This is a genomic window from Streptomyces sp. NPDC006259 (assembly GCF_042870975.1).
GTDB lineage: Bacteria > Actinomycetota > Actinomycetes > Streptomycetales > Streptomycetaceae > Streptomyces.
Genome location: NZ_JBIAHY010000006.1, coordinates 177,206 through 203,117 on the forward strand (window position 1 = coordinate 177,206; position 25,912 = coordinate 203,117).

Below are 25,912 nucleotides of genomic sequence, written 5' to 3' on the forward strand. Positions count from 1 at the left end.
GCTCGCCCACGGCCGGACCGGGCGCGGCTTGTGCGGCGGCGCGCGGACCGGTCGGGGTGTCGGGAAGGCTCTTCAGTGAGGGGCGAGGCGGGGTGCTCATGCCGCCCTCCTCTGCCCGTTGCGGGCGATCGACCAGTTCAGACCGCTGCGAATGGTCGCCTCACACGACCGCGGCGACAGACCGGCCTGCTCCCCCGCCCACTGAAGAGCCTCCTCAACCTGCTCCCTGGGGAGGTCGCCCGACGCGATGAACCGCCCCAGGGCTCGCGCCGCCCGGAGCAACGTGGCGTTGCGCTCGCCCTCAGGGGCCTGCCGTACGGACGCGGTTTCAGCGTTCAGGCCCGCTGCGGCGTAGCTGGACGCCCGTACGGACGACGGTGCAGCCGTTAGTGCCCGCGAAGTTTGACGGCCCGTCAGGCGGGCGCACAGCCAATCCGGCAGGGGCTCGGGCTGCATGTCGTTGACGACCGAGTAGGCGCCCGTGGTGGTGAGGCTGCCGGGGGCAACGACGTAGCCACCCCATGCCCGGGTGTCGATGCGCTTGCCGAGCCGTCCGGCCGTGTTGCCGAGCCGGACGCCGGGCGGGGCGGTGAAGTACAGGTGGACTCCACCGCTCGCGGTCCGCACCGTGCGTGTGGTGGGGACCGCGTGCCCGGCGCGCTCGCAGAGCGCCATGAAGGTCGTCACGCCGCTAGGCGTGCCCGTACTGCTCTTCCGCTTGGGCATGTCGAGATCGACAACGACCAGCCCGGACGGGCCGGTCGCGATGCCGACGTTGAACGGCAGATCGCCCCACGCACGGCGGATGCGGTCTGGGTCGATGGTGGCGCGCTCTTCCCACTTGCGGTGACCGCCAGCGCAGTCCCCAATGCCGGGGCAGACGTCTTCACCGTGCAGGGCCGGACGCTTGTCGCCCGGACGGAGCGGGAGGACGGCCCACCCCCGTTCCGCGGCGTCGAGCGCGGCGTACAGGAGGTGACGGTTCATGCCGTCACCCCCGTCATGCTCGATGGGGTGGCATGGGCCGGACGGCCCTCGCCGAATGACGCTCGTTGGGTCATGCTGGATGTCTCCTGCTCTCTTGGAGGGACTGGAGAACCGAGGCGGGCGCAGGCTTGTGGTGAGACGGCGCCCGCCTCGGGCGTAGCTAGGCGTGGAACTGGTTGCGCTTGAAGACGGCCTTGCGGATGTTGACCGTGGTCCCGCGCCCGTGGCCGCTCGCGCTGAGGACCTGTACGGCGACCCAGCCACCGAAGATGACGGCGGCGAGGGTGATGAGCTGGGTGATGAGCGCGGTCAGCGCGGTGATGAACGCGGTCAGCAGGAACAGACCGCCGCAGACGGCGCCGAAGCCGATGCCACCGAGGGCGATGTTCACCGCCGCGCGGGAGACGGGCGGCTTGGCCGCGACGGATTCGGGCTTGGCGAGTTCGAGGGTGTAGCCGGTGACGACGCGACCGTCCGGCAGAACGATGCTCGTCACCGCCGGGATCGTGCCCGGCTGCACCGGTACCACGGGCGCCGACGGCAACGGAGCGAGCGGGGTGGGCCGGTGGACTTCCACGGTCGCCTCACACCGGCCGGGAACGATGGGCTTGGCGGGGGTCATGAGGGGGTCTCCTGTCAGCCGAGGTCGCCCAGGGCGGTGGCGCCCGCCTGCACGAGGTTGTGGATGGGCTCGTAGGCGCCGGTCCCGGCGGCGAAGAAGCCGAACAGGAACAGCACGATGGCCGCGCCGCCTCCGGCGGATTTGGTCTTGACGGCGAGGGCAGACGCGGCGCCGAAGAGCAGCACGGCAGAGATGTTCAGGATCATCGGAATCCTTCCGGGCGGGGGGTGTCGGTACCGGCGCGGTAGATGCGGGCCCAGCGGTTGTAGAGCCAGCGGCCAACGCGTATGCGCTTGCCGGTGGCCTTGCAGCGGCGGCAGTCCTTGCCGCGCTTCATGCGGCCCTTGCGGTCGGTCTTCATCTCGAAGCCCCAGCCGCGGCACTTGCGGCAGGGGCCGAACGGCGAGGCAGCACACACAGCGACGTAACACAGAGTCACGCCAAGCAGGAGAGTGATAGCGAGCAGGGCAGGGGTCATGACGGGCCCTTCCAGGCGGTTTCAGGGGTTTCCGCAGGTGGGCCGCTATCCGCTAGCAGCCTGATCAGAGCGGGTTTGGGGCGCTAGCGGGGCCGCTAACGTTAGCGGGGTGCGCTGCTAGCGCTAGCAGCCCCGGAGCCTCAGCTCGCGTCCCGGTTTCCGTCACGCTCCGCAATCGCGGCGACGATGTGGGAGCGGTCAATGCCGCGCCGGTTGACGACCTTGCCCTTGATGCGGCGGCCCACCTGGATGGTGGAGACACCGTGCGGCTTGAGCGCGGCGGCGAGCCCTTCGGGGTCCCATCCGTCGTAGACGTCCTCGCGCAGGTCGGCAAGCCGGGCGACGACGGTTTCGGACCACACCTTGGGCTCATCGGCGGGAATGACGGCGAGGATGTCGGCGAGCAGGTCGTAGCCGTTGCCCGCGGTGGACTCCGGCTCCAGGCCGAGCGCATGGCCGGACAGGGTCCCGGCATCCTCGCGTGCCTTGCGGGCTCGCAGCGCGATCCGCTCGGCAGCCGGAGCGTCCACGTAGACGCTCCGGATGATCCGGGCATCCGAGCCGTCGCCGACGAAGTAGGCGATGCCCTTGTCCGCCCAGGCGAACATGGTGGCGCGTACGCCCCGCTTGTAGGAGGACGTGCCGAGCACCATGTCGTTCTCGGTCTGACCCATGACCTTCATGCACAGCCGCACGCCCGCGTTCGCGCTGATCCCGGTGGGCAGCGACTTGGCGTCCGGCCGCTGGGTGGCCAGCATCAGCACGATCCCGGTGGCTGGTCCCCGCTTGACCAGGTCGGTGCAGATGTCCTCGAACTCCTTGCCGTACTTGTCGTGCTCGAACCACACCTGGCATTCGTCCACACAGATGACGATGGGGTGCAGTCCCAGACTCGGCTTGGAGGCGAGTTCGCTGGTCACCTTGGACTCCGGGCAGATGTCCCGTGGAAGCGAGCGGATCACCTTCGCGCGGCGTCGCAGTTCGCCTCGGACCTCGCGCATGTCCGCGATGGCGTACTCGATGTCCTCGTCTTCCTCGCCGGCACGGTGCCTGTGGGCGACGTTCTCGCCGACCGGGTCCAGGTCACCGGTGCCCTTGAGGTCGTAGGTGTGCAGCTCCGCACGCGGATCCAACGCTGCGATCAGCGCGAACAGGCGCAGCAGGAACGTCTTACCCATGCGCGGGATCGCGCCGATAATTGCCGCGATGTACATGAACGTCAGGCCCACCCAGCGGCCCCGCTGGTCGGTGGAGAAGTCGACCGGCTTGAACAGGTCGACCAACCCGGACTTGGCCAGCGGCCAGACAGGCTGCTTGGCCCTGTTCATGTCCTGGTCACCCACCCACAGCACCAGGCGCCCGGTGTGCTCATCGGCCACCGCCTCCGGCCACACGCACCCCAGCGGGCGCCGCAGGCCGGACGCGAGCCGCTCGCGCCGCTCGATGATGTCCGTGACCGTGACGCCGTAGGGGAGGTTGCCCTCCGCACGCCAGCCGGGGCCGTCGCGGGTGATCGGGGCGGTGAACTCGAACCCGTCCCGCCCCTTGGCCTGTGCCTGGTTGATGGCGGGGATACCGAGCGAGCCGAGCGCCCGCAGCACGATGTCACTGGTGAGCTTGACCGCCGTGGGCAGCTCCACCGCCCGGTGGATGACCGGGGCATCCGGCTTCCGGCCAGCGAACCCGAGCGCCATCACGACCGCGCCGACCGACAGGGCCTGAAGCCAGTCGGGAGCGAGCACGTAGATGGCGAGTGCGGCGCCCAGTCCGGTGAACATCGCGAGCACCGTCACGAGAGTGCGCAGTCGGACCCGTCCGTCGCGCTGCCGCGACAGCTTCAGGTACTCCGCCGCGTCCTCACGCCGCACCGCGGCGAGTCGGACCGGCTCCCCCTCGCGGTCGGCCACCCACCGCATCGTGCCGCCCACGAACTTCGCGGCGCCGGACGGTGCTTGCAGGGTGAGGCGGGCAGCGTAGACCGGGGAGCGCAGGGCGTGATAGCCGACCGAGTGGGCGTAGTGGCGGGCCACCCACGCCGATGCAGTCCGCAGCTCCGCCACGGATCGCAACCACACCGGAACGACCGCACGGCGCTGAGCACCGAGCAGCCGACCAAGGTAGCCCGGACCGGTGGCGGTCGGCGTCGGCCGGTCGACCATCACGCGCGCGGCCGGGTCGCCCGACTCGGCACCCGACCGACCGGACTCGGGGTCGGCCGACGGGTCGGCGTCGGGTCGGGCGGTCGGGTCGGCCGACTCGCTGCGAGCCGACCGGGCCTTGCCGAGGTCGACTACCTCGCCCCCAGAGTCGGGGCGGGAGTCGGTTGCCATCTCGGCTTCGAGCCGGTTGAACAGTTCGTTGTCGTCGTCGGGGTGCTTCACTGAGGGTTCCTTCCAATGGGAGGCAAGGCGAGGTCGGTCCGTCGCTGTAGGAGGTGAGCGGACCGGCCCCGCCGGATGGTGATGAGTGGTTCAGGCAGCGCGCTGTTCCTCGGGGTAGGCGCAGGGCACGCACATGCCGAGCGATCCAGGGATGACGTATCCGGCATCCGTCCGGCAGACCGGGCAGGTACGACGGGCACGCATGGCCTTGGCGAGCGCGGCCCGCTTGCCGGGCGTCATCGGCCGGACCGGCTTGGCACGGTCGACGCGGTAGAGGTAGGCGACCAACGGGCCGCGCCGGAAGCGCGGGCGCAGCACCTGAGCCGCGATCGGCTGACCGCCCGGACGTAAGCCGCGGGCGCGTAGTTGGCGGCGCGTGGCGAGCCCGTCGGGGGCGTACCGCCACGGGTAGGTGGGGATACCGTGGCGAGCGCCCGTGGGGTCGTAGCACTTGCCTAATGCCGGGGACATCAGGCGGCCTCAGCCGCGGGTGCCTCGCCCTCCGGGCGGTTCACGGAGTGCAGCGAGCGGCCGTCGGCACGCTCGGTCTTCAGGGTGTCGCGCACCTTACGGGCGTTGGCCTGCGACATGTGCAGTGTGGTGCGGATGCGGTCCGCGGTCAGCTCCGCTTCCGCCCACTCGGCAGTGACCTTTCGGGCTTCGCTCAACGCGTCCTCGAAGGTGCGCTGAGTCTTGGCCTTGGCCTTGCCGGGGGCGAGGCGGCGGCGCGGGCGCGGCTTGGGTTCGGCCGGGGATGCCGGCGGATCCGCAGGAGGCGGCGCGGGTGTCTCTTCCTGCTCCGATGCAGGGGCAAGTTCGCCCATCCGCAACATCACGCGCTCGCGCCGAGGCGTCTTCCAACGCCACTTCCAGCCGAACCGCTCGTGCAGGTCAGCACGGGCCAACTGTCGCTCCCGCTCACAGGCAAGCGCCACACCGTAGGAGGTGACCTCCCACAGCGTCATGCGCCGCCACAACGCGAACGTGGAAAGCGGCGCCAGCAACCAGCGAGAGAACCGAACCTTCTCCATGCGGCGGCCGGTGGCGGCGCCAATCCGAACGGCGTAGATGTGTGCGCCGATCTCGGAGAACACCACCCACAGCAGCGGCATCGTGCCGTGCGCGACTTTGGCCCACACCTCGTGTCCGGCGGCGACGTTCAGCCCGCATGTGATCAGGGTGAGCACCCAGGGCACGAACCGCACCCACGCGAGCGCCATATCCATCCGGATCAACAGCAGGTTGGCGACGGTGAAGACAGGAATGGCCACGTCGATGCCAACCGGCAGCATCCACGGCTCACCGAAGCCCCAGCGGGCAGCGGCGGCAGACACAGCGTCGAACGAGGAGATGAGCCCCAGGGCGCCGACTCCGGCCGCGGCGAGCGCGCCGACTCCGGCAAGGCCCATCTCGGGGCGCGTCAGCGGCGGCACCGCCGGACGCTCAGCGGCACTGGTCGGGGTGCTCATGCCGCGGCCCCCTTACGGGAGGGCCGACGGCGCTTGGTCGGGCCGGGCAGCGGGACGACATTGAACAGCTCCGGGGCCTGTGCCTCGATCACCTCGGCAACGACCCGAGTCACCACGTCCGGGAGGCCGGGGCTCTCGGCGAGGATGTCGCGCGCGGCGTCCAGCCGGGCCGCGCGCTCCTCCTCCGTCTCGCCCTCCTCCCCGAGCCACAGCTCAACCGGGGTGCCCAGGGCCAGTTCGATGAAGTCGTTCGTGGAGACGGCCTGATGGCCGCCGATGTAGGTGCGCATGAGGGCTCCTGAATCGGAGGGACAGGAAGCCGGAGCGGCCGCAGGCTTGTGGTGAGACGGTGACTGCTCCGGATGAACCCGAGCCGCAACGCGGCAGGGGAAAGTGCCCCGGCCAGGAGTCGAACCCGGCCTGCGACCATCGGGTCTGTGATCTTTGGTCCACTTTTGAGTTCTCAAGGTGCGATCAGCGCGGGGCCCGCGGCGCGCGGCAGAAGCCGCCTTCCGGCTGGGCAATCCCGAGCGATTCGTGCAGGTCAAGCGGTTGCCATCCCGAGGAATCCGGGGGCCGCTCGTTGACTAGCTTGCACTAGTTCGCTGTGGTGCACAACCCCTGTGAGGTGATGCGCCCTAGTTCGCTGTGGTGGGTACGCTCAGAGCATGACTGCCACAGGAGGGCCGAAGCCGAAAGCGGTGCAGGTCGCGGATGCACTTCGCGAGGACATCAAGAGAATGAAGCCGGGCGACAAGCTCCCGTCGCAGCGAGAGTTGATTGACCGGTTCGGATACGCGAGCCAGACCATCCAGAACGGCTTGGCCGCGCTCCGGTCCGAGGGGTTGATCGTGTCGGCCGGGAACCTCGGCAACTTCGTCAGCGACGGGGCTTCCCCCAGCAGCGACGTGCGCGACGACATCAAGGAAATCCTCTCCCAGATCCAGACGTTGACTGAACGGGTCGCGGCGCTCGAAGACCGCTGCGCTCCGGGTGGTGCGTGATCTGCAACCAGCATGCAAGGAAAGGGAGTTGTGACGTAAGTGACAGCCAGGGGACGACGAAGCGGAGGTGGGGACATGTCCAGTGACACCCCGGTGTCACCTTCCCTGTCCCCCTGGCTTGCGGGTGAGACTCGGACTAGGCACTCAGAGGAGGGCGCATGACCGACGACAGGCCCGCATGGGCGCGGCGCATCGCTGCCGAACGAGCGGCCCGCGACTGGTCGCAGCGTGACGCGGTAAGGGCGCTGCGGGCGCACGCTCCCACGGAGCTCCCCGCGGAAGAGAGCATGATTCGCCAGTGGAAGCGCTGGGAGTCAGGCCAGATGCCGAACGACTTCTATCAACCGATCATCGCGGCCCTCTTCGGAACCGTGACGCACGCACTCTTCCCGGCGCCCGCACGGCGGGACGGGGGCCAGGAGATCCTGGCAGCGTCCGGCATGGAGACGCTGGAGATCGTGAGCCGTCTCAACCGGTCTGACGTCGACAACGCCACGCTCGATGCTCTGCGGATCACGGCGGACCGGCTTGCCTCGGAGTACCCGTTCATGCCGAGCGAGCAGCTTCTCATCGAGGGTCGGCAGTGGCTGCGCCGCGTCGTTGAACTCCACACGAAGAGCCTCACCCTCGCACAGCACCGCGAGGTGCTCGCGCTGTCTGGTTGGCTCGCTCTACTGGTCGGCTGCGTCGAGTACGACACGGGCGCACGCCACGCGGCTGAGTCGACGCGACAGGCGGCGCTCTCGCTCGCGACCGAGGCAGACCATGCGGAGGTCGCCGGATGGGCGCACGAGATGCGGGCATGGTTCGCCCTCACGACCGGCGACTACCGGGGCGTCATCGCGGCGGCGCGGGCCGGAGCCGAGACGGCAGCGCACCACGGCGTGGCCGTGCAGCTCGCAGGTCAGGAGGCCAAGGCGTGGGCTCGGATCGGGGACCGCCGGCAAGTCGAGGTCGCCTTGGACAAGGGGCGACGGTTGCTCGAAGGGATGCCGTACCCCGAGAACCTGGACAACCACTTCGTGGTGGACCCCGCCAAGTTCGACTTCTACGCGATGGACTGCTACCGCCTGGTCGGCGAAGACAAGCTTGCGCGCACGCTCGCCGAAGAGGTGCTGAGGGCAGGAACAGACTTCGACGGCACCGAGCGCTCACCGATGCGTAACGCGGAAGCGCGGGTCACGCTCGGAGTCACGGCGGCGCGTGAAGGGGACTTGGAGCAGGCGCTGACGATGGGCGAACGCGCCCTCGAAGGGGACCGGCAGTCAGTGCCGTCGCTCATCATGACCAGCCGCGAACTTGCTGCCGAGATGAGGAACCGGTATAGCTCCGAACCAGCGGCACAGGACTACCTCGCGCGGCTTCACTCGCTCGCCGAGCAGAAGCCCGGATTCATGCCTCGGTAAATTAACGAACATGCGAGATTCGGCGAAGCTTGCCGCGCACCCTCCTACCTTCAGCGTTCCCGGCTAACTAGCTGGTCCATCTGGATCCGTGCTCGGCGGTGAAGGATCACCCTCCGCCGACGCACGGCGCTCAGTCTGCATCTGACACCAGGCCCCAAGTCCCATTTTTGCGATGGCGCAAACGGTTAGCGCAATAGCCGGAGTCAAAAACGCAGGTGCAGCCTGTAGATGGGGGGCTATCGCGGCCGAGATGGTTGCTGCTAGCCCCGCTTGCTTAGGTTTGAATCCAGCCATTACTGCTGCACGCTCTTCTTCGTAATTAAGCCCCGTGCAAAGAAAATCGTGCAACTGATCGAGAAATTTCTCAAAGAACACTTTTGGACCGAGGCCTGCACTGAACGGTGCCGTATTACTAGCCACCGCTCCACTCAGCCATGCCGCGGCAGCATCTTCCAAACCCAACCCCGAGCCGAGCATCGACCGGATACCGGACTGCTGATAGCTCGGCAGTTGACCCAACCAAAAGTCCTGGTCGTCAACTACAAGCTGCTTTATTTCCGTCACGGCACCATATCCTTGATGTATTCCGCGCTTACGGCATGGCCCGTCTGGTGGAGAGTAACGGGGTCCACTCCAGAAACAAGCAGCGTACCGCGAACGTCCGGGGCATAGTTACCCGTTACTAGCGCACAAAGAGTTCCGGTAGCCACATCAAACACGGGACCACCGGATTGACCCGGCCTCAACTGCGTATTAATTACCGCATGCTTAACCTTCACGCCGTGATTAGCGATTAGCACCTTCGCCCCGACATGCGACCGCTGGATTGTCATTACCTTGCGCCCGAAATCCATATGAGGATAGCCGTATACGTGAACCTCATCGCCAAGAGAAATGACGTCAGTTCCGGTCAAACTGTGCCCCAATGCAAAGGTCCAGTCGTCCGGTACTTCAAGAATACAGATGTCCCTAATGGCATCAACGGCCGCAATCTTCACCGGAGATCCCCGCCAGCCATTTTGAGACGTGTCTTGATAATCAGAAATCCCTGAGATTGCCGGGAGAAATGCAACGAGACCATCATCGTTGGGGGCAACAACATGTAGAGCTGTCGCCAAATGCTTAGGCCCAACCGGAAAACAAGAACCTAGTAGCTGCGCTTGTCCCCCTTCGACTCTAGCCAGGGCCAGGACCAAGTGGCCGTAGAAGTTCACGCACCCTCCATCGTCAAGTGCTCAGATGGTGCCATCTGCGCCCATGCCCTGCGCCGCTTTCCCACATGTTCCCTATGCCGTACGGCAACAGCAGCGCACTACCCCTGTCGAGCACGGTCACGCACCCGACGGTGGCCAGCAGCGCTGATCAGCGCAAATGCGGCCTGAGGAGCGAACAGGCAGGGGGCCAAACGGGGGGCCAAATGAAACAGCTGCGCCGAGACCGTCCTGGACGGTAGTGGACCGTGCTGGAGCTGAACGAGCAGGTCGGCGCCCTCGCAGCAAGGTCACAAAGATACCGATCGCGTTCGGGACGAAGAGGTCGTGGGTTCAAATCCCGCCACCCCGACAGAGAAGTACCAGGTCAGAGGGTCCTCGCCGGATTGGTGAGGGCCCTCTGGTGTTGCTGCGTGATTGCGTGCGTGGCGATGCGGTGCGGGGCGGAACTGCACGCACCGCTCCTGGCGCCACTCGTGGTGTCCGCGTGGCCGCACCAGGGGCGCACCACTGCACGAGCGTCGCAGTGAGGTGAACGCCGGCCCGGGCCGCCTCTGGCACCCGTGCCCATGCCTAGAGAAGGTCTGGTCCTCCTACGAAGCGGCTCTGGCCAGGTGGGCGGGCGGCTTGGTGGTGTCCCTAGGTCCTCTCGCGGGTTCGAGCACGGTGCCGGGACCGACGGGCCTGGCGAAGAGTCGTGTCCTACCGGATCGCGGCGCGGCCAACCGCCCCCGGTACGTCCTACTCCTCCGGCTCCCAGGCGCGGAGCAGGTCGAGCAGCCCGGCGTCTCCGTCGACGTGCAAGGAGTCGGCCTGGATACGGTCGTACAAGTAGAGGACCAAATCACTGGCCGTGCCGTGGACGGAGGCGCCGGCTTCGTCCGAGTCCTGGCCGGTCGCGGCTGTGGGCGCGGGGATGCGGGTGGAGCGTGCGCCGTCGCCGTCGACCGTGAGGCGCCAGGAGGGGCCCTCGGCGGCGTGGAAGTCGAAGGCCGTGGGCTTGTGCGGCCATGCGCTGTGCGACGCGACGCAGGTGAACAGGAACTCCTCGACACCGTCGAGGGCGACCTCGTTCGGCAGCGGCTGCGGGGCGCCCGTGGCGAGCTGGGCGTCGTAGGTGTGCACCGCGGTCTCCTGGACCCGATGCCGGGCGACTCCGCCGGAGGTCCGCGGCGTCTGCAGGGCACTCCACCACGCCCAGCAGCCGGCGTCCGGTCCTGCCTCGTGCAGGGCGCTCAGCAGGAGCTGCGTCGACGCGGCCAGCCAGGCCAGCAGGGCCTCTCGCTCCCGCGGCACTTCCAGCGCGGCGCGCGCGGCGGCGGCTTCGGCCGGGGGAGCGTCGGCAGGCCCCGCGCCGACGATGGCGGCCCAGAAACGGTCTCCCCCACCCAGGTGCTTCACCAGATCGAACAGCGTCCAACCGGGGCAGGTCGGCACCTGCGCGTCGAGACCGGGAGCGGCGGCGACCGCGGCGCGGAAGGCGGTCGACCGTTCATCGATCAGTCGCAGCAGGTCAGGGAACTCAAGGCTTCTTTCCACCTCGGATGTCTATCACCGTGCTTCGGTCATCGGACAGCGGTTTTCACCGTCACCGCCCGTTGGCCACCGCCCGTTGGCCATTGCGGACGTCTTCCTCGCCTCCCAGCGCTCCGGTGACGAATTGCGCAATGCTGCGAGGACGCTGGTGGCGGCTGTACGCCCGGCGTTCCCTGCTTTTCCTTCGCCTCCTTCTTCCACTTGCTGCCGCCGCTCAGTGCCTATCCCCGTCCACCTCGCCCGTCCCGATCGTGGCGGGAGCTGGGCAGGTCGGGTGGTGGGGCGGTCTCGGGGGTGGCCGGCCGGGGGATCGTGTGCGGTGGGTGGGTGGCATGGTGGGTGGTGTCAGACGCTGCTTCCCTGTCCTGTGGGAGGGGGCACCGACCGGGAAAGGACCGGCGACATGATCATCTTTGGTACCAAGGGGTATCTGTACCAGCTCGCGATACTGACCTTGGTGTGCGGGCGCTGCGGTAACCCGTCCGCACACACACTGAGGAAGCGCGTCACGAAGTTCACCTTGTTCTTCGTGCCGCTGTTCCCGATCTCGACGAAGTACGCCACGCAGTGCACGTTCTGCGGGGCGGAGCAGAAGCTGGTGAAGGAGCAGGCCGACCACTTGGTGGCGCAGGCCGCCGGCGCCCAGTCCGGGCAGGCGTACGGGCAGCCGCAGCAGCAGCCGTACCAGTCCTGAGGGTTCTCCTCCGAAGGGTTCTTCTCCTGAGGGTTCTTCCGTCTCAGGTGTTCCACGTCTCGTCGTAGGGATCCTTCGGAGTCGGCACCGGCCTCGCGCCGGTGACCTGGATGAAGGGGATCGGGCCGTCGTTGACGGGGTCCTTGACGCGGTGCGGGGTGTAGGTGCCGGTGATCTCCAGCCAGGTGTCCGGCTGGAGTACCGGGGGGATCCGGCCGGTCAGGCCCACCTTGACCGGCTGGGCGTCCGCCGCGCAGCAGTTGAGGGCCATGCGGACCAGGTACGGGGTGCCGTCGTGGTCCAGTGCGAGGAAGCCGGTGAGCTGGATGCGGCGGCCGGTGAGCGTACGCCCGTCGTCGTAGACCGCGCGGCCGGCGTAGTCGACCACGCTGAGGCGCAGGGGGTCGGCGGCGGGGAGCGCGGGGTACGCCAGCGGTTCCTGGAGGGCCGTACCGGTGCGGGTGGCGCTGTACGAGCCGAGGGCCGGCGGAGCGACCAGGATCAGGGCGAGGAGGGGGAGGACGAGCAGCCACGAGATGCGGGGCTCGGGGTGAGCGGTGGCCTTGGCGGCGGTCGCGCCGGAGGACCTCTCGCGGCGCGTCGCGCGCCGTTCGTACCAGGCCGTGGCCAGTGCCGTCGCGATCAGGACGGCACCGGCCGCCAGGAGCAGGGGGCGCAGGCCCGCCTTCACGTAGCGCAGGTAGAGGTCGGTGGTGCCCGCGTGCAGCAGGCCGGCGCCGAGGAGGAACAGGACCGCCGACTGGGCCTGCCGGTTCACAGGAGCACCGCCCCGGTCAGGACCGCTCCGGTGATCGCCAGTACGAAGGTGGCGGGTGCGAAGCGGAGGGCGAAACCGCGGCCGAACGTGCCCGCCTGCATCGCGAACAGTTTGAGGTCGATCATCGGGCCGACGACCAGGAAGGCCAGCCGGGCCGTCAGCGAGAACTGGGTCAGTGACGCCGCCACGAACGCGTCGGCCTCCGAACAGATCGACAGGACCACCGCCAGCACCGCCAGCGACAGCACCGCCACCGCCGGGTTGTCGGCCGCCGTACGCAGCCAGTGCTCCGGGGCCACCGCTTTCAGCGTCGCCGCGGCCATCGCGCCCACCACCAGGAAGCCGCCCGCGTGCATCACGTCGTGGCGCGTCGACGCCCAGAACGCCTCGCCCCTGCTCTGGCCCTCGTGCCGCGCGTGCGTCGGCGGGCGCATCCAGTCCGCGCGGCCCAGGCGGTGCCACAACCAGCCCATCACGCAGGCGACCAGCAGGCTCGCCACGAAGCGGGCCAGGACCATCTCCGGGTCGCGGGGGAACGCCACCGCCGTCGCCGTCAGCACGATCGGGTTGATCGCCGGGGCGGACAGGAGGAACGCGAGCGCCGCCGCCGGAGTCACCCCGCGGCGCACCAACGCGCCGGCGACCGGTACGGACGCGCACTCGCAGCCCGGCAGGACCGCGCCCGCCAGCCCGGCCACCGGGACCGCCAGCGCGGGGCGGCGGGGCAGGGCGCGGGCGAAGAACGACGGGGGCACGTAGACCGCGATCGCCGCCGACAGCAGGACGCCCAGGACGAGGAACGGCAGCGCCTGGATCATCACCGCCACGAACACGGTGGTCCAGGTCTGCATCACCGGGGCGGCGAGGGCGCGACGCAGGGGCGCCTGCGCCAGCACCATGAGGAGCAGGAGGAGGGTGAGAGCCAGGGGGGAGGTCAGGCGGCGGGGTGACTCGGGAGGCGGGCTGTCGTCCCCGTTCGGGGTGCCCGGCTTCTTCGGGGCCTGTTCGGTTGTGGCCACGGGTGGGGCACCTCCGGGTTCCATGGTTCTCCCTCCTCTCTCATACGGGCTCGCGGTCGTGCCCGTTCAGGGCGGAGCTGGAACCACCCGTGCCGGTGAGGCAGTCTGTCCCCTTGTGGCTGGTCTACCGAATCAGGGTCCGGCGCCGGGCGAGTCCGGCGCGCACATGGTGGTGTGCGGCGACGACGGGCTCGCGCACCGGCTGGCCGCGGAGCTGCGCGGTGTGTACGAGGAACAGGTGACGCTGGTCGTACCGCCCTCCGAGCGGACGGTACGGCCGCCTGTCGTGGGGCGGGCCCGTGCGGTGTCCGCCGCGCTGCTCGACCGGGTGGTGAGCGCTGCCGTCAACCGCGCCGCCGCCGGGACCGGTGGTGGGGCGGGGTCCGGCGCGGGGGCGGGGGCGGTCTCGGGTGCCGCTCCGGGGGCTGGGAGGGGTGATCTCGGTGTCGGGGGCCGGGTGTTGGAGGCCGTCGAGCCGACCGATGCCGTGCTCGCCGAGGCCGGGGTGGAGCGGGCGGCCGCCCTCGCGCTCGTCTACGACGACGACGAGACGAACATCCGCGCCGCCCTCACCGCCCGCCGGCTCAACCCCCGGCTGCGGCTCGTCCTGCGGCTGTACAACCGGCGGTTGGGGCAGCACATCGAGGAACTCCTCGACCAGGCCGCCGCTTTGGCGACGGTCGGGGCTGACGGTGACGGCGGCGGGTTCGGGGCGGGGGACGCCTCGACCACCGTACTGTCCGACGCCGACACCGCCGCGCCCGCGCTGGCCGCGACCGCCGTCGCCGGCACCACGAAGGTCGTGCAGACGGACGGGCTGCTGCTGCGGGCCGTCGAACGGCCCGCCCCCGGTCCCGGGCGGGTCGCCGACAGTCGGCTGGCCACGCTCGCGCTGCTGTCCGTGACGAGCAACGACCCCGCCTTCGCGGACGGTTCGGAGGCCAGCGGGGACCAGGGGCCGTTGCTGTTGCCGGACGCGGCGACCGTCGCCGCGGCGCGGGGGCGGGGCAGCGTCGTGCTGGAGCAGGTGTCGTACTCGGCCGGGCCCGCCTTGCCCACCGGGCGGGGGGCCGGGGTCGTGGCGCCGTTCGCCTCCCTGTTCTCGCGGCGGCTGCGGTGGTCGTTGGCGGGACTGGTGGGGTGTGTCGTCGCGCTGGCGGTGGCGTTGTGGCTGGTGACCGGGGTGCATCCGCTGGGGGCGGTGTACCTGACGCTGCTGGACCTGTTCGCGATCAACGATCCGGCGGTGGGGGCGTCGACGGAGCGGCAGGTGCTTCAGCTGCTGTCCGGGCTGGTGGGGTTGCTGCTCCTGCCGGTGTTGCTGGCGGCGGTGCTGGAAGGGCTGGGGACGTTCCGGACCGCCGGGGCGTTGCGGCGGCCGCCGCGGGGGCTCGGTGGGCATGTGGTGCTGCTGGGGCTGGGGAAGATCGGGACGCGGGTGCTGACACGGTTGCGGGAGCTGGACATTCCCGTGGTGTGCGTCGAGGCCGCCCCCGAGGCGCGGGGGGTCGCGGTGGCGCGGCGGTTGCGGGTGCCGGTGGTGCTGGGGGATGTCACGCAGGAAGGGGTGCTGGAGGCGGCGAAGATCCATCGGGCGCATGCGTTGCTGGCGGTGACCAGCTCCGACACGACGAATCTCGAGGCCGCTCTGTACGCGCGGTCGTTGCGGCACGATCTGCGGGTGGTGCTGCGGTTGTACGACGACGACTTCGCCACCGCCGTCTATCGCACGTTGCGGGCCGCGCATCCGCGGGCCTTGACGCGGAGTCGGAGTGTGACGCACCTGGCTGCGCCGTCGTTCGCCGGGGCGATGATGGGGCGGCAGATTCTGGGGGCGATTCCGGTGGAGCGGCGGGTGTTGTTGTTCGCCGCGGTGGAGGTCGGGGGGTACGGGCAGTTGGTGGGGAAGACGGTGGGGGAGGCGTTTCGGGCCGGGTACTGGCGGGTGTTGGCGGTGCAGGGGGCTGGGCGGGGATCTGCTGGGGCGGGGGACGAGGGGCGCGGGGTGGCGGCGGGGTTGGAGTGGGATCTGCCTGACTCGTATGTGTTGCGGGGGGAGGATCGGGTCGTGCTGGCGGCTACGCGGAGGGGTTTGGCGGAGTTGTTGGGGCGGCGGCGGAGGGGGGTCGCGGGGGTGTAGTCGCGCCTTTTCTCGCCCCCGCCGCCCCTACCCGACCCGTCCCCGGGGGCTTCGCCCCTTCGACCCCACCGGGGCTCCGCCCGTGGGCCCCCGCGGGGATGGGGACTCCGTCCCCTGCACCTTCGGCTGCTCGCCGATACCCGACAGCAGGTGCCGGTCCCTGGGACCTCTCGGGGTTTCCGCCCCCCGCATCCCTGGCTGCGAGCGGTACACCGACAGCGGGTGCCCTCCATCGCCGTCCCCCCGGTCGGCCCTGAACGGGCCTCGTCCTCAAACGCCGGACGGGCTGGGTGGGCGGGGCGCCCCCGGCTGAAGCGCCCCGCAGTCGTGCCGGTTCGTTCTAGTGGCCCAGGTGCTTCTTCGCGAATTCGAGTTCCAGGCGGACCTGCTTGATGCGTTCGTCCACCACCAGGGAGCCGTGGCCCGCGTCGTAGCGGTAGACCTCGTGGGGGGCTCCCCTCGTCTTCAGGCGGGTTACGTAGTTGTCGATCTGGCGGATGGGGCAGCGGGGGTCGTTGACGCCGGCCGAGATGTGGACGGGGGCCTTGACCTGGTCCACGTAGGTCAGGGGGGAGGAGGCCTCGAAGCGGTCGGGGACCTCTTCGGGGGTGCCGCCCAGGAGGGTGCGGTCCAGTGCCTTGAGCGCTTCCATCTCGTCGTGGTAGGCCGTGACGTAGTCGGCCACCGGGACCGCCGCGATGCCCAGTGCCCAGGCCTCCGGCTGGGTGCCCAGGCCGAGGAGGGTCAGGTAGCCGCCCCAGGAGCCGCCGGTGAGGATCAGGCGGTCGGGGTCGGCCAGGCCCGAGGTCACCGCCCAGTCGCGGACGGCGGCGATGTCCTCCAGCTCGATCAGGCCCACCCGGTGCTTCAGGGCGTCCGTCCAGGCGCGGCCGTAGCCGGTGGAGCCGCGGTAGTTGACGCGGACGACCGCGTAGCCGTGGTCGACCCAGGCGGCGGGGCCGGCCGCGAAGGAGTCGCTGTCGTGCCAGGTGGGGCCGCCGTGGATGTCGAACACGGTGGGCAGCGGGCCGGTCGTGCCCGCCGGCTTCTGGACCAGGGCGTGGATGCGGCCGCCGGGGCCCTCCACCCACACGTCCTCCACCGGCACCGAGCCGGGTGACTTCATGCCGGGCGGGTCCAGGACCGGCTCACCGGTCGTCGAGCGGACCGTGGGCGGCTCGGCCGCCGAGGACCACAGGTACTCCACGCTGCCGTCGGGCCGGGCCGTCGCGCTCGAGACCGTGCCCGGCGGGGTCGGCACCCGCTCGAGTTCCCGGCGCGTCAGGTCGTAGCGGAACAGCTCGCCGCGCGCCTCGAAGCTGTGCGAGACCAGGAGTCCGGAACCGTCCGGATACCACTCCGCGCCCACGTCGCCCGGCAGATCGAGCGCCAGGTCGGTCTGCTCGCCGGTCGCCACGTCCCACACCAGGGGCTCCCAGCGGCCCCGGCGCTGGTGGCCGATGAGCAGGCGGGTGTCGCCGTCGACGGGGGCGAAGCCCAGCACCTCCAGGCCCAGCTCGCGCGTGCCGCCCTCGGTGTCGTCCAGTTCGGCGACCGGGGAGCCGTCGAGGCGCAGGACGCGCAGCGCGGAGTGCATCGCGTCGCCGTGCTCGGTGTGCTCGACGGCGATCAGGGTGCCGTCGTGGGACAGGTCTCCGACGCCCGCCGACTCCCGGTGGCGGTACAGCTCCACCGGCGCCTCGCCGAACCGCGCCAGATGGATGGTCGTACCGTCCTCGTCGGTGGAGCGGCCCACCACCGCGGTGCGGCCGTCTCTGCCCAGGGCCAGGCCCGCCGGGTACGACGGGTCGAGGCCGGGTGTCGCCAGTTCGTCCTCGCCGCCCGCGAAGGGCTGGCGGCGCCAGACGCCGAACTCGTCGCCGTCCTTGTCGTCGAACCACCAGATCCAGGCGCCGTCCGGGGAGAGCACGCCGTCGGTCGTGCCATTGGCCCGGTTCGTCACCTGGCGCTGTTCGCCGGTGGCCCGGTCCCAGGCATACAGCTCGTACGTCCCTGTCGCGTTCGACACGAACAGGGAGCGGTCCGGCGCGTCCTCGGCCCAGTCGGGCAGCGACACCCGGGGCGCCCGGAAGCGCTTCTCCCAGTCCGGCATCTCCTGGTACCGCTGCGGCGCGGCGGACCCGTTGCTCTCAGTCATGGCCCCATACTGCCCGCCTCCGCCGGCGAACGGGCACCGCGGCCCCCAGCCTGTGGACAACCGGGCCGCGCCGGCGATCCCGGCCACCCCGCGGCCCGCTCCCCCGCTCGCGCCCCGTACCTTTGTCGGTGTGTACCGGTTTCTGCTGACGCCCCGTTGGTGGGGGATCAACGTCTTCGTGCTGCTGGCCATCCCCTTCTGCGTGTTCATGGGGTCCTGGCAGCTCAGCCGGTTCGAGGCGCGCGTGGACGACCAGCGCACCGCCGAGGCGCGGGCCGACTCGGCCCGTACCCAGGCGCCGCGTCCGCTGGCCGGGATGCTGCCCGTGGACAAGGCCACGTCCGGCAAGCGCGTCACCGCGAGCGGACGGTACGGCACGCAACTGCTGGTTCCGGACCGCGAGCTGGACGGCCGGCCGGGGTTCTACGTGCTGACGCTGCTGCGCACCGACGGCGGCAGGACCCTGCCGGTGGTGCGCGGCTGGCTTCCCGGCGCGGCCGACGCCGCGAAGGCTCCGGCCCCCCCGGCCGGCGAGGTCAGCGTCACGGGCGCGCTCCAGGCGTCCGAGACGCCCGGTGACAACGGCGTGAGCGCGCGGGGCGGCCTGCCGCCCGGCCAGACCGGCGCGATCAGCACGGCGTCGCTGGTCAACCTCGTGGACGACGACCTCTACGACGCCTGGATCACCCTCGACACCGCCGACCCGGGGATGAGGGCGGTGCCCGCGAGCGCTCCGAGCGGCACCGGGCTGGACCTGAAGGCGTTCCAGAACCTGGGGTACACCGGCGAGTGGTTCGTCTTCGCCGGGTTCGTGGTGTTCATGTGGTTCCGGCTGCTGCGGCGCGAGATCGAGTCCGCGCGGGACGCCGAGCTGGGGATCACCGGGCCCGACACCCCGGGGGCACCCGCGTCATCCGGCTCACCCGCGTCCTCGCCGACTGCTCAGGACGCCGACGTCGACGCCAGTACGCCCGTCCGGTAGACCGTTCCCGCGCACGCTTTCGACACCGTCGCGCTCAGGGTGGGCGAGCCGCCCTCCGCGGTGTACGTCACCAGGACGCTGCCGTCGACCGTGCCGTCCTCGGTGAACATCTGGGGGGACGTGCCGGAGGCGCCGGTGGTCGTGCCGCCCGTGGTGCTGCCCTGCTCGCTGGGGGAGGGGTCCGGGGACGACGAGGGGCCGCCGGTGGGGCCGCCGGAGCCGCCCGGGGTGGGGCAGGTCTCGGAGGGGACCCAGGCGAACTTCACGTCGTAGGCCGATCCCGGAGCGAGGACCAGCTGGGAGACGTAGAGGGAGGGGTCGGGCAGGTTCGCCGCGGCGTCGCCCGAGGTGTGCTCGGCGACGCTGATCTTCGCGGGGTCGGCGGCGCCCTGGGGAGTGGGCGTCACGGTGACGCCACCGCCGACGGTGCAGCCGCGGTCGGAGACGTTGACGACGCGGAAGGTGCCGTAGACGACGCCGGCCGAGTCGGGGACCTCGACGGCGGCGCTGGAGTCACCCAGCTGGGACGTGGTGCAGGGGAGGGCGTCGGCCGGGGAGGTGGCGGCGGGGCCGGTGCCGTCGGGTGAGCCGGTGGCGCTGCCCGAGGCCTTCTCGTCGGCGGCGCTCCCGGTGCTGTCCCGGCCGGGCTGGCCGGTGGTGCCGGCGGGGGTGCCGGTCCTGCCGGAGGAGCCGCCGTCGGGGCCCTTGTCCTGATCGGTGCCGCCCTGGTGCTGGGAGGCCTGGCCGGCGATGGAGGGGTTGGCGTCGGAGCCGCCGGAGTTGGAGACGTGCAGGAGGGCGGGGACGGCGGTGCCGACGAAGAGGGCGGCGGCGGCCATCCCGACGGCGGCCTGGCGCTTGCGGGCCCGGCGGGCGGGGACGGCCCGGCGGAGATGGTCCAGCGTCCCGTCGCCCGGCTCCATCTCCTGGACCGCCTGGTGCAGCATGCGGCGCAGTGCCAGCTCGTCCGAGTCGAGCCCGTCGGGGCTCGGGTCGTCGAGGTGGTGGTTCACGGTTCCGTTCCCAGCGTGCGATTGCTTCGGTTCTTGCCTGTCCGGCGGAGTCGGCTCGTGCCACGCGTACGGCTCGTGCCGTTCGCGTGGGTCGCCGCCGTCGGGTCCCTCGCCCCGGGCGCTCACGCCGCCGCCATGGCGACGCGCAGGGCGGCGATGCCGCGCGAGCCGTAGGCCTTGACCGAGCCGAGCGAGATGCCGAGGGTCTCGGCGACCTGGGCCTCGGTCATGTCGGCGAAGTAGCGCAGGACGAGGACCTCGCGCTGGCGGCGCTGGAGGCCCTTCATCGCCTTGATGAGGGAGTCGCGCTCCAGCTGGTCGTAGGCGCCCTCCTCCGCGCTGGCCATGTCCGGCATCGGCTTGGAGAGCAGCTTCAGGCCGAGGATGCGGCGGCGCAGGGCGGAGCGGGAGAGGTTGACGACGGTCTGGCGCAGGTAGGCGAGGGTCTTCTCCGGGTCGCGGACGCGTTTGCGCGCGGAGTGGACGCGGATGAAGGCCTCCTGGACGACGTCCTCGCAGGAGGCGGTGTCGTCGAGGAGGAGGGCGGCGAGACCGAGGAGCGAGCGGTAGTGGGCCCGGTAGGTCTCGGTCAGATGGTCGACGGTGGTGCCGGCGGCGACCACCTCGTCGGTGTCGCGCTGGCTGGGTACGCGGGTGGGCCGCGCTGCGGGCATGGGCGCGATCACCGGCATGCCGCCGGGCGCGCCGGACATGCGGGGTCGGAGGGCGCCGCGGGGCGGCCGTAGGGCCGTGCCACGGGTCGCCGGAAAGTCGAGAACCTCTGCCACGCCTGTTGGACACGCTCGACCCCGCCGGGGTTGTACGTGTCGGCCGTGAGTTTTGCGCCGATTGCCGGAACACCCGCGCGCGCCACTGCCCCGGACGCCTGTCCCGCACCCGCCGGCAGCCGCCCGGACGCCTGTCCCGCACCCGCCGGCAGCCGCCCGGACGGCGTCTCCCTTGCCCTCATGTGCCCCGCTCTTCCCCTGTTTGCCATAGGAACGGGCGCCCCCACGCCCCGATCACGGCGTCCCCGTACGCCGTGGTCACCCGCCCGCGCACCCGCGAAGGGTGACCGCAAAGACGCTCCCCGCGCTCCGCGTGGTTGCGGAGGGCGGGGAGGAAATCTTCGAATGCCAAAGGTGTCCGATACAAGTGGTTCGGGCCGACGACCGGCTCACATCCACCTGCGGAAGATCCTACAAACGCCGAAGCCGTCGGCCAGGGAATTTCCCGCCGACGGCCGCCCCGCCGGCAGGCCTCGCGCGCGCCGCGGACGTCACCCGTACTCCGCCGCCACCAGTTCCGCGATCTGCGCGGTGTTCAGGGCGGCCCCCTTGCGGAGGTTGTCCCCGCACACGAAGAGTTCCAGCGCCGTGGGGTCGTCGAGCGCCCTGCGCACCCGGCCGACCCAGGTGGGGTCGGTGCCGACGACATCGGCGGGCGTGGGGAACTCCCCGGCGGCCGGGTTGTCGACGAGGACGACGCCGGGGGCGGTGGCGAGGATCTCGCGGGCGCCGCCGACCGTCACCTCGTCCTGGAAGCGGGCGTGGACGGTGAGGGAGTGCACCGTGATCACCGGCACGCGCACGCAGGTCACGGCGACGGGCAGCTTCGGCAGTCCGAGGATCTTGCGGGACTCGTCCCGCACCTTCATCTCCTCAGACGACCAGCCGTCCTCGCGCAGCGTCCCGGCCCACGGCACGACGTTCAGCGCGACCGGCTCCGGGAAGGGACCCGTCCGGTCGCCGACGGCCCGCCGTACGTCGCCGGGGCTGGTCCCCAGCTCCGTACCCGCGACCATCGACAGTTGGCGGCGCAGTGTCTCCACCCCGGCCCGTCCCGCCCCGCTGACCGCCTGGTACGACGACACCACCAGCTCGCGCAGGCCGTACTCGGCGTGCAGCGCGCCGAGCGCGACGATCATCGACAGGGTGGTGCAGTTGGGGTTGGAGACGATGCCGCGCGGCCGGTTGCGCACCGCGTGCGCGTTGACCTCGGGGACGACCAGCGGGACCTGCGGGTCCATCCGGAAGGCGCCCGAGTTGTCCACGACCACCACGCCCTTGGCGGCGGCGAGCGGCGCCCACCGCTCGGCGACCTCGTCCGGCACGTCGAACATCGCGACGTCGACGCCGTCGAAGGCCTCCTCCGTGAGCGCCATCACCTCGATCTGTTCGCCGCGCACGGCCAGCTTGCGGCCGGCCGAGCGCGGCGAGGCGATCAGTCGGATCTCGCCCCAGACGTCGGCGCGCTGGGACAGGATCTTCAGCATGACGGTGCCGACCGCTCCGGTCGCTCCCACGACCGCGAGCGTCGGTCGCCGGGTCATCGTCCGGTGCCCCCGTAGACGACTGCCTCGTCGCTGTCGGAGTCGAGCCCGAAGGCGGTGTGCACGGCGCGCACGGCCTCCGCGACGTCGTCGGCGCGGGTGACCACCGAGATGCGGATCTCGGAGGTCGAGATCAGCTCGATGTTGACGCCCGCGTCGGACAGCGCCTTGAAGAAGTCGGCGGTGACGCCCGGGTTGGTCTTCATGCCGGCGCCGACGAGGGAGATCTTGCCGATCTGGTCGTCGTAGCGCAGCGAGTCGAAGCCGATGCCGTCCTTGTTCTTCTGCAGGGCGTCGATCGCCTTGCGGCCCTCGGACTTCGGCAGGGTGAAGGAGATGTCCGTGAGGCCGGTGGAGGCCGCGGACACGTTCTGCACGATCATGTCGAGGTTGATCTGGGCGTCGGCGACCGTGCGGAAGATCGTGGCCGCCTCGCCCGGCTTGTCCGGCACGCCGACGACCGTGATTTTGGCCTCGGAGGTGTCGTGCGCGACACCGGAGATGATGGCCTGTTCCACCTGCTTGTCCCCTTGCTCGATCGGCTCGCTGCTGACCCACGTGCCGGGAAGTCCGCTGAACGACGAACGGACGTGGATCGGGATGTTGTACCGGCGGGCGTACTCCACGCAGCGGTGGAGCAGCACCTTGGACCCGGAGGAGGCCAGTTCGAGCATGTCCTCGAAGGAGATCCAGTCGATCTTCCGGGCCTTCTTCACCACGCGCGGGTCGGCGGTGAACACGCCGTCGACGTCGGTGTAGATCTCGCACACCTCGGCGTCGAGGGCGGCCGCGAGAGCCACGGCGGTGGTGTCCGACCCACCGCGCCCGAGGGTGGTGATGTCCTTGGTGTCCTGGCTGACGCCCTGGAACCCGGCGACGATGGCGATGTTGCCCTCGTCGAGCGAGTCACGGATCCGGCCCGGCGTGACATCGATGATCCGGGCTTTGTTGTGGACCGAGTCGGTGATGACACCTGCCTGGCTGCCGGTGAAGCTCTGGGCGGAGTGGCCCAGGTTCTTGATCGCCATGGCCAGCAGGGCCATGGAGATCCGCTCTCCGGCGGTCAGCAGCATGTCGAGCTCGCGCCCGGCAGGGATCGGCGAAACCTGCTCGGCGAGATCGATCAGCTCGTCCGTCGTGTCGCCCATCGCGGAAACCACTGCCACCACCTGGTGGCCGTCCTTCTTGGCTTCCACGATCCGCTTGGCGACACGCTTGATGCCCTCGGCATCGGCTACGGAGGAGCCTCCGTACTTCTGCACGACAAGGCCCACGTGCGCTCCTCGCTCAGTTTGTCTGTTTCCGCACATACGCCCTTGTACTGCGGGTCGGCTCAGTCTAACGAGCGCCCGGAGACCGCCCCCGGGAAACCGCATGGTGAGACTCCCGGGGGCGGCCGGGGCGCTCGTCGTCCAGGACGTTCCCTGCCCACTGACGCCGAAGTGATAGCTGTGGATTAAGTTTCAAGCACTATCGTGCGGCTGTGCGTGTACTCCTGGTGGAAGACGACGAGCCCGTCGCCGAGTCGCTCCGGCGCGGCCTGCGGCGGTACGGCTTCGAGGTCGAGTGGGTCGCCACGGGCGCCGCCGCCCTCGCCCACTCCGGCCCCTACGACGTCGTCCTGCTCGACCTCGGGCTGCCCGACACCGACGGCCTCGACGTCTGCCGGGCCCTGCGCGGGCGCGGTGACGTGCCGATCATCGTGATCAGCGCCCGCAGCGACGAGACCGACCGGGTGGTGGGCCTGGAACTGGGCGCGGACGACTACGTCTCCAAGCCGTTCGGCGTGCGCGAGGTCATCGCGCGGATACGGGCCGTCATGCGGCGTGTCCGCCCCCGTACGACCGGGACGGCCGGCCCCGACCGGTACGGCACCCGTCTGACGATCGACCGCAAGGGGGCACGCGTCCACCTCGACGGCGAGGAGGTCGCGCTCACGCCGAAGGAGTACGACCTGCTGGCCTTCCTCACCGAGGAGCCCGGCGCCCTGATGTCGCGCGAGCAGATCATGGAGGCGGTCTGGGACGCGAACTGGTTCGGGCCGACCAAGACGCTGGACGTGCACGTGGCCGCCCTGCGGCGCAAGCTCGCCGGGGTGGTCGCCATCGACGCGGTGCGCGGGGTGGGCTTCCGCCTGGAGATCGCCGACGGCACCACGGCATGATCCAGCAGCTCGTCCGCAGCTACGTCCTGCTCGTCGCCGTCGGCCTCGGCCTGTTCACCGTGCCGGTGGCCTTCACCCTCACCGCCCAGCTGCGCGACGACACCGAGCTGTCCGTGGAGCGCGAGGCGACGACCATGGCCTTGCTGCTGGGCAACGGCGACACCGCGTCCTGCCAGGCCCTGGCGGAGATGGCCAAGGCCTACGCGGTCGAGACGCACGACGAGGTCCAGGTCACCGCCACCGCGCAGTGCGCGGCACCGCTTCCCCGGCCCGAGCGGGACGCGGCCCTCGCCCACGCCCTGGAACGGGGGGAACCGACCACCGACTGGGGCTCCGACGTCATCTGGGGCCACGACCTTGTCATCACCGTCCCGGCGCGCGAGGGCGGACAGACCGTCGGCGCCGTACGGATCGTGTACTCCACCGACAACCTCACCCACCGCCTGTGGACGATCTGGGGCTTCCGGGCCGGACTCGCGGTCGCCGTCCTGGCCGTCGCCGCGCTGATCGGCGCGGTGGTGGCCCGCCGGCTCACCGCGCCGCTGCGCCAGCTCAACGACATGGCGAGCAGACTCAGCGACGGCGACCTGACGGCCCGCTCCCCCGTCACCGGTCCCCGCGAGACACAGACCCTGGCCCGCACCCTCAACCAGGCCGGTGAGCGCCTCGACACCCTGGTCGCCTCCCAGCGGATCTTCGTCGCGGACGCCTCCCACCAGCTCCGTACGCCGCTCACCGCGCTCAGGCTGTCGCTGGACAACATCGCCGACGGCGTCGACGACGACCTCGTCCGGGAGGACGTGGAGCAGGCGACCGCCGAGGTGGTGCGGATGAGCCGGCTGGTCAACGGGCTGCTGGTGCTGGCCCGCGCCGAGGCCAAGGTCGCGGCGGCGGAACCGCTGCCGCTGCGGGACATCGTCACCGAGCGTCTGTCGGTGTGGAGACCGGCCGCCGACGAGCGCGGAGTCACCATCGCGCTCAGGGGAAGTGCCGACGACCGGCCGCTGGTGCTGGCCACCCCCGGCCATCTCGACCAGGTGCTGGACAACGTGCTCTCGAACGCCCTGGAGGTGTCACCGGACGGCGGCACGATCACCGTCCGCGCCGAGGCCCGCGGCGGCACGGTGCTGCTGGAGGTCCTCGACGAGGGGCCGGGCATGTCCGACCCGGAGAAGTCCCGCGCCTTCGACCGCTTCTGGCGCGGCCGGGGCCTGACCGGCCGTTCCGGCTCCGGCCTCGGTCTCGCCGTCGTCAGACAGCTCCTGACGGACGACGGCGGCACGGTGGCCCTCACCGACGCCCCCGGCGGCGGCCTGTGCGTCCGGATCACCCTGCGGGCGGGGCAGCGCCCGGGCTGAGCGGGCTCTCCGCTCACGTGCGTGGCGCCGCCGGCCGGCCGCCGTCGGGCAGTGCACGCGAGGCCCGGCCGTGAGGCCCGGCCGTGGTCGGGCAGTGCGCGCGAGGCCGCCGCAGGCACGGACGCCGCTCGGAGCGGCCACCGCGCGCGGCGCGTCGGCCGGACGTCGGGCGCCGGTCCG

Annotated in this window: 25 protein-coding genes; 7 read left to right on the forward strand and 18 right to left on the reverse strand. The window is 70.7% G+C overall.

Annotation, left to right across the window (positions count from 1 at the left end):
• Positions 1-96: 96 nt before the first annotated feature.
• The 8 genes from ACFYO5_RS25320 to ACFYO5_RS25355 form a co-directional block, all read right to left on the reverse strand.
• Positions 97-987: a bifunctional DNA primase/polymerase gene (locus ACFYO5_RS25320; protein ID WP_388712697.1), complete on the reverse strand. Its 891-nt coding sequence runs from the start codon at positions 985-987 to the stop codon at positions 97-99.
• Positions 988-1,147: 160 nt separating this feature from the next.
• Positions 1,148-1,609, reverse strand: coding sequence for a hypothetical protein (locus tag ACFYO5_RS25325; protein ID WP_388712700.1), 462 nt, complete (start codon positions 1,607-1,609; stop codon positions 1,148-1,150).
• Positions 1,610-1,623: 14 nt separating this feature from the next.
• Positions 1,624-1,815, reverse strand: a complete 192-nt coding sequence (locus ACFYO5_RS25330; protein ID WP_388712703.1) for a hypothetical protein — start codon at positions 1,813-1,815, stop codon at positions 1,624-1,626.
• Complete coding sequence (locus tag ACFYO5_RS25335) at positions 1,812-2,087, reverse strand: hypothetical protein (protein ID WP_266518752.1); 276 nt, start codon at positions 2,085-2,087, stop codon at positions 1,812-1,814. The genes ACFYO5_RS25330 and ACFYO5_RS25335 overlap by 4 nt, the downstream gene beginning before the upstream one ends.
• Positions 2,088-2,227: 140 nt before the next feature.
• Complete coding sequence (locus tag ACFYO5_RS25340) at positions 2,228-4,468, reverse strand: cell division protein FtsK (RefSeq protein ID WP_388712706.1); 2,241 nt, start codon at positions 4,466-4,468, stop codon at positions 2,228-2,230.
• A gap of 90 nt (positions 4,469-4,558) precedes the next feature.
• Entirely contained in the window at positions 4,559-4,939 is a 381-nt protein-coding gene (locus ACFYO5_RS25345; RefSeq protein ID WP_388712709.1) for an RRQRL motif-containing zinc-binding protein, read from the reverse strand.
• Complete coding sequence (locus ACFYO5_RS25350) at positions 4,939-5,937, reverse strand: DUF2637 domain-containing protein (RefSeq protein ID WP_388712712.1); 999 nt, start codon at positions 5,935-5,937, stop codon at positions 4,939-4,941. The genes ACFYO5_RS25345 and ACFYO5_RS25350 overlap by 1 nt, the downstream gene beginning before the upstream one ends.
• Positions 5,934-6,227, reverse strand: a complete 294-nt coding sequence (locus ACFYO5_RS25355; RefSeq protein WP_388712715.1) for a hypothetical protein — start codon at positions 6,225-6,227, stop codon at positions 5,934-5,936. Before ACFYO5_RS25355 ends, ACFYO5_RS25350 begins: the two co-directional genes overlap by 4 nt.
• Before the next feature lie 378 nt (positions 6,228-6,605).
• Between ACFYO5_RS25355 and ACFYO5_RS25360 the strand changes: the two genes are divergently transcribed.
• Complete coding sequence (locus tag ACFYO5_RS25360) at positions 6,606-6,941, forward strand: winged helix-turn-helix domain-containing protein (protein ID WP_388712719.1); 336 nt, start codon at positions 6,606-6,608, stop codon at positions 6,939-6,941.
• A 158-nt stretch (positions 6,942-7,099) separates the two neighbouring features.
• Positions 7,100-8,347 (forward strand): XRE family transcriptional regulator, encoded by a 1,248-nt coding sequence (locus ACFYO5_RS25365; protein WP_388712722.1) that lies wholly within the window; start codon positions 7,100-7,102, stop codon positions 8,345-8,347.
• A gap of 63 nt (positions 8,348-8,410) precedes the next feature.
• On the opposite strand, the gene ACFYO5_RS25370 is transcribed toward ACFYO5_RS25365, so the two are convergent.
• The 3 genes from ACFYO5_RS25370 to ACFYO5_RS25380 form a co-directional block, all read right to left on the reverse strand.
• Complete coding sequence (locus ACFYO5_RS25370) at positions 8,411-8,911, reverse strand: hypothetical protein (RefSeq protein WP_388712725.1); 501 nt, start codon at positions 8,909-8,911, stop codon at positions 8,411-8,413.
• A complete protein-coding gene (locus ACFYO5_RS25375) occupies positions 8,908-9,561 on the reverse strand; it encodes a serine protease (protein WP_388712728.1) in 654 nt (217 codons plus the stop codon). Before ACFYO5_RS25375 ends, ACFYO5_RS25370 begins: the two co-directional genes overlap by 4 nt.
• 738 nt (positions 9,562-10,299) lie before the next feature.
• Positions 10,300-11,097 (reverse strand): maleylpyruvate isomerase family mycothiol-dependent enzyme, encoded by a 798-nt coding sequence (locus tag ACFYO5_RS25380; protein WP_388712731.1) that lies wholly within the window; start codon positions 11,095-11,097, stop codon positions 10,300-10,302.
• Positions 11,098-11,497: 400 nt separating this feature from the next.
• Between ACFYO5_RS25380 and ACFYO5_RS25385 the strand changes: the two genes are divergently transcribed.
• Positions 11,498-11,788 (forward strand): zinc-ribbon domain-containing protein, encoded by a 291-nt coding sequence (locus ACFYO5_RS25385; protein WP_356560720.1) that lies wholly within the window; start codon positions 11,498-11,500, stop codon positions 11,786-11,788.
• A gap of 43 nt (positions 11,789-11,831) precedes the next feature.
• Here the strand turns inward: ACFYO5_RS25385 and ACFYO5_RS25390 are convergent, their stop codons facing one another.
• Together ACFYO5_RS25390 and ACFYO5_RS25395 are read right to left on the reverse strand one after the other, a co-directional pair.
• Positions 11,832-12,566, reverse strand: a complete 735-nt coding sequence (locus tag ACFYO5_RS25390) for a TIGR03943 family putative permease subunit (RefSeq protein WP_388712735.1) — start codon at positions 12,564-12,566, stop codon at positions 11,832-11,834.
• A complete protein-coding gene (locus ACFYO5_RS25395) occupies positions 12,563-13,585 on the reverse strand; it encodes a permease (RefSeq protein ID WP_388712738.1) in 1,023 nt (340 codons plus the stop codon). The genes ACFYO5_RS25390 and ACFYO5_RS25395 overlap by 4 nt, the downstream gene beginning before the upstream one ends.
• Positions 13,586-13,751: 166 nt before the next feature.
• Here ACFYO5_RS25395 and ACFYO5_RS25400 point away from each other — a divergent pair, with 166 nt between their 5' ends.
• Positions 13,752-15,725 (forward strand): NAD-binding protein, encoded by a 1,974-nt coding sequence (locus ACFYO5_RS25400; RefSeq protein WP_388713657.1) that lies wholly within the window; start codon positions 13,752-13,754, stop codon positions 15,723-15,725.
• Positions 15,726-16,065: 340 nt separating this feature from the next.
• On the opposite strand, the gene ACFYO5_RS25405 is transcribed toward ACFYO5_RS25400, so the two are convergent.
• Positions 16,066-17,883 (reverse strand): prolyl oligopeptidase family serine peptidase, encoded by a 1,818-nt coding sequence (locus ACFYO5_RS25405; RefSeq protein ID WP_356560726.1) that lies wholly within the window; start codon positions 17,881-17,883, stop codon positions 16,066-16,068.
• A gap of 130 nt (positions 17,884-18,013) precedes the next feature.
• Here ACFYO5_RS25405 and ACFYO5_RS25410 point away from each other — a divergent pair, with 130 nt between their 5' ends.
• On the forward strand, positions 18,014-18,865 hold the full coding sequence (locus tag ACFYO5_RS25410; protein WP_388712741.1) for an SURF1 family protein: 852 nt from the start codon (positions 18,014-18,016) through the stop codon (positions 18,863-18,865).
• On the opposite strand, the gene ACFYO5_RS25415 is transcribed toward ACFYO5_RS25410, so the two are convergent.
• The 4 genes from ACFYO5_RS25415 to ACFYO5_RS25430 form a co-directional block, all read right to left on the reverse strand.
• On the reverse strand, positions 18,826-19,878 hold the full coding sequence (locus ACFYO5_RS25415) for a hypothetical protein (RefSeq protein ID WP_388712744.1): 1,053 nt from the start codon (positions 19,876-19,878) through the stop codon (positions 18,826-18,828). The two genes, ACFYO5_RS25410 and ACFYO5_RS25415, sit on opposite strands and share 40 nt — an antisense overlap.
• 122 nt (positions 19,879-20,000) lie before the next feature.
• Positions 20,001-20,591 (reverse strand): SigE family RNA polymerase sigma factor, encoded by a 591-nt coding sequence (locus ACFYO5_RS25420; protein ID WP_356560731.1) that lies wholly within the window; start codon positions 20,589-20,591, stop codon positions 20,001-20,003.
• Positions 20,592-21,157: 566 nt separating this feature from the next.
• Positions 21,158-22,210, reverse strand: a complete 1,053-nt coding sequence (locus ACFYO5_RS25425; RefSeq protein WP_356560732.1) for an aspartate-semialdehyde dehydrogenase — start codon at positions 22,208-22,210, stop codon at positions 21,158-21,160.
• Positions 22,207-23,484 carry an aspartate kinase gene (locus ACFYO5_RS25430; protein WP_356560734.1) on the reverse strand — a complete coding sequence of 426 codons (1,278 nt, stop codon included), beginning with the start codon at positions 23,482-23,484 and terminating at the stop codon, positions 22,207-22,209. The genes ACFYO5_RS25425 and ACFYO5_RS25430 overlap by 4 nt, the downstream gene beginning before the upstream one ends.
• Before the next feature lie 209 nt (positions 23,485-23,693).
• Here ACFYO5_RS25430 and ACFYO5_RS25435 point away from each other — a divergent pair, with 209 nt between their 5' ends.
• A complete protein-coding gene (locus ACFYO5_RS25435; RefSeq protein WP_388712749.1) occupies positions 23,694-24,374 on the forward strand; it encodes a response regulator transcription factor in 681 nt (226 codons plus the stop codon).
• Positions 24,371-25,732 (forward strand): ATP-binding protein, encoded by a 1,362-nt coding sequence (locus ACFYO5_RS25440; protein ID WP_388712752.1) that lies wholly within the window; start codon positions 24,371-24,373, stop codon positions 25,730-25,732. Before ACFYO5_RS25435 ends, ACFYO5_RS25440 begins: the two co-directional genes overlap by 4 nt.
• Positions 25,733-25,912 lie beyond the last annotated feature (180 nt).

What these genes read in the sequence shown, in the direction of transcription:
- ACFYO5_RS25400 (WP_388713657.1), top strand. Translation starts at nt 13,752, where the DNA reads ATGGTGGTGTGCGGCGACGACGGGCTCGCGCACCGGCTGGCCGCGGAG.
- ACFYO5_RS25330 (WP_388712703.1), bottom strand. Translation starts at nt 1,815, where the DNA reads ATGATCCTGAACATCTCTGCCGTGCTGCTCTTCGGCGCCGCGTCTGCC.
- ACFYO5_RS25420 (WP_356560731.1), bottom strand. Translation starts at nt 20,591, where the DNA reads ATGTCCGGCGCGCCCGGCGGCATGCCGGTGATCGCGCCCATGCCCGCA.
- ACFYO5_RS25360 (WP_388712719.1), top strand. Translation starts at nt 6,606, where the DNA reads ATGACTGCCACAGGAGGGCCGAAGCCGAAAGCGGTGCAGGTCGCGGAT.
- ACFYO5_RS25325 (WP_388712700.1), bottom strand. Translation starts at nt 1,609, where the DNA reads ATGACCCCCGCCAAGCCCATCGTTCCCGGCCGGTGTGAGGCGACCGTG.
- ACFYO5_RS25350 (WP_388712712.1), bottom strand. Translation starts at nt 5,937, where the DNA reads ATGAGCACCCCGACCAGTGCCGCTGAGCGTCCGGCGGTGCCGCCGCTG.
- ACFYO5_RS25365 (WP_388712722.1), top strand. Translation starts at nt 7,100, where the DNA reads ATGACCGACGACAGGCCCGCATGGGCGCGGCGCATCGCTGCCGAACGA.
- ACFYO5_RS25345 (WP_388712709.1), bottom strand. Translation starts at nt 4,939, where the DNA reads ATGTCCCCGGCATTAGGCAAGTGCTACGACCCCACGGGCGCTCGCCAC.
- ACFYO5_RS25425 (WP_356560732.1), bottom strand. Translation starts at nt 22,210, where the DNA reads ATGACCCGGCGACCGACGCTCGCGGTCGTGGGAGCGACCGGAGCGGTC.
- ACFYO5_RS25440 (WP_388712752.1), top strand. Translation starts at nt 24,371, where the DNA reads ATGATCCAGCAGCTCGTCCGCAGCTACGTCCTGCTCGTCGCCGTCGGC.
- ACFYO5_RS25385 (WP_356560720.1), top strand. Translation starts at nt 11,498, where the DNA reads ATGATCATCTTTGGTACCAAGGGGTATCTGTACCAGCTCGCGATACTG.
- ACFYO5_RS25405 (WP_356560726.1), bottom strand. Translation starts at nt 17,883, where the DNA reads ATGACTGAGAGCAACGGGTCCGCCGCGCCGCAGCGGTACCAGGAGATG.
- ACFYO5_RS25335 (WP_266518752.1), bottom strand. Translation starts at nt 2,087, where the DNA reads ATGACCCCTGCCCTGCTCGCTATCACTCTCCTGCTTGGCGTGACTCTG.
- ACFYO5_RS25320 (WP_388712697.1), bottom strand. Translation starts at nt 987, where the DNA reads ATGAACCGTCACCTCCTGTACGCCGCGCTCGACGCCGCGGAACGGGGG.
- ACFYO5_RS25355 (WP_388712715.1), bottom strand. Translation starts at nt 6,227, where the DNA reads ATGCGCACCTACATCGGCGGCCATCAGGCCGTCTCCACGAACGACTTC.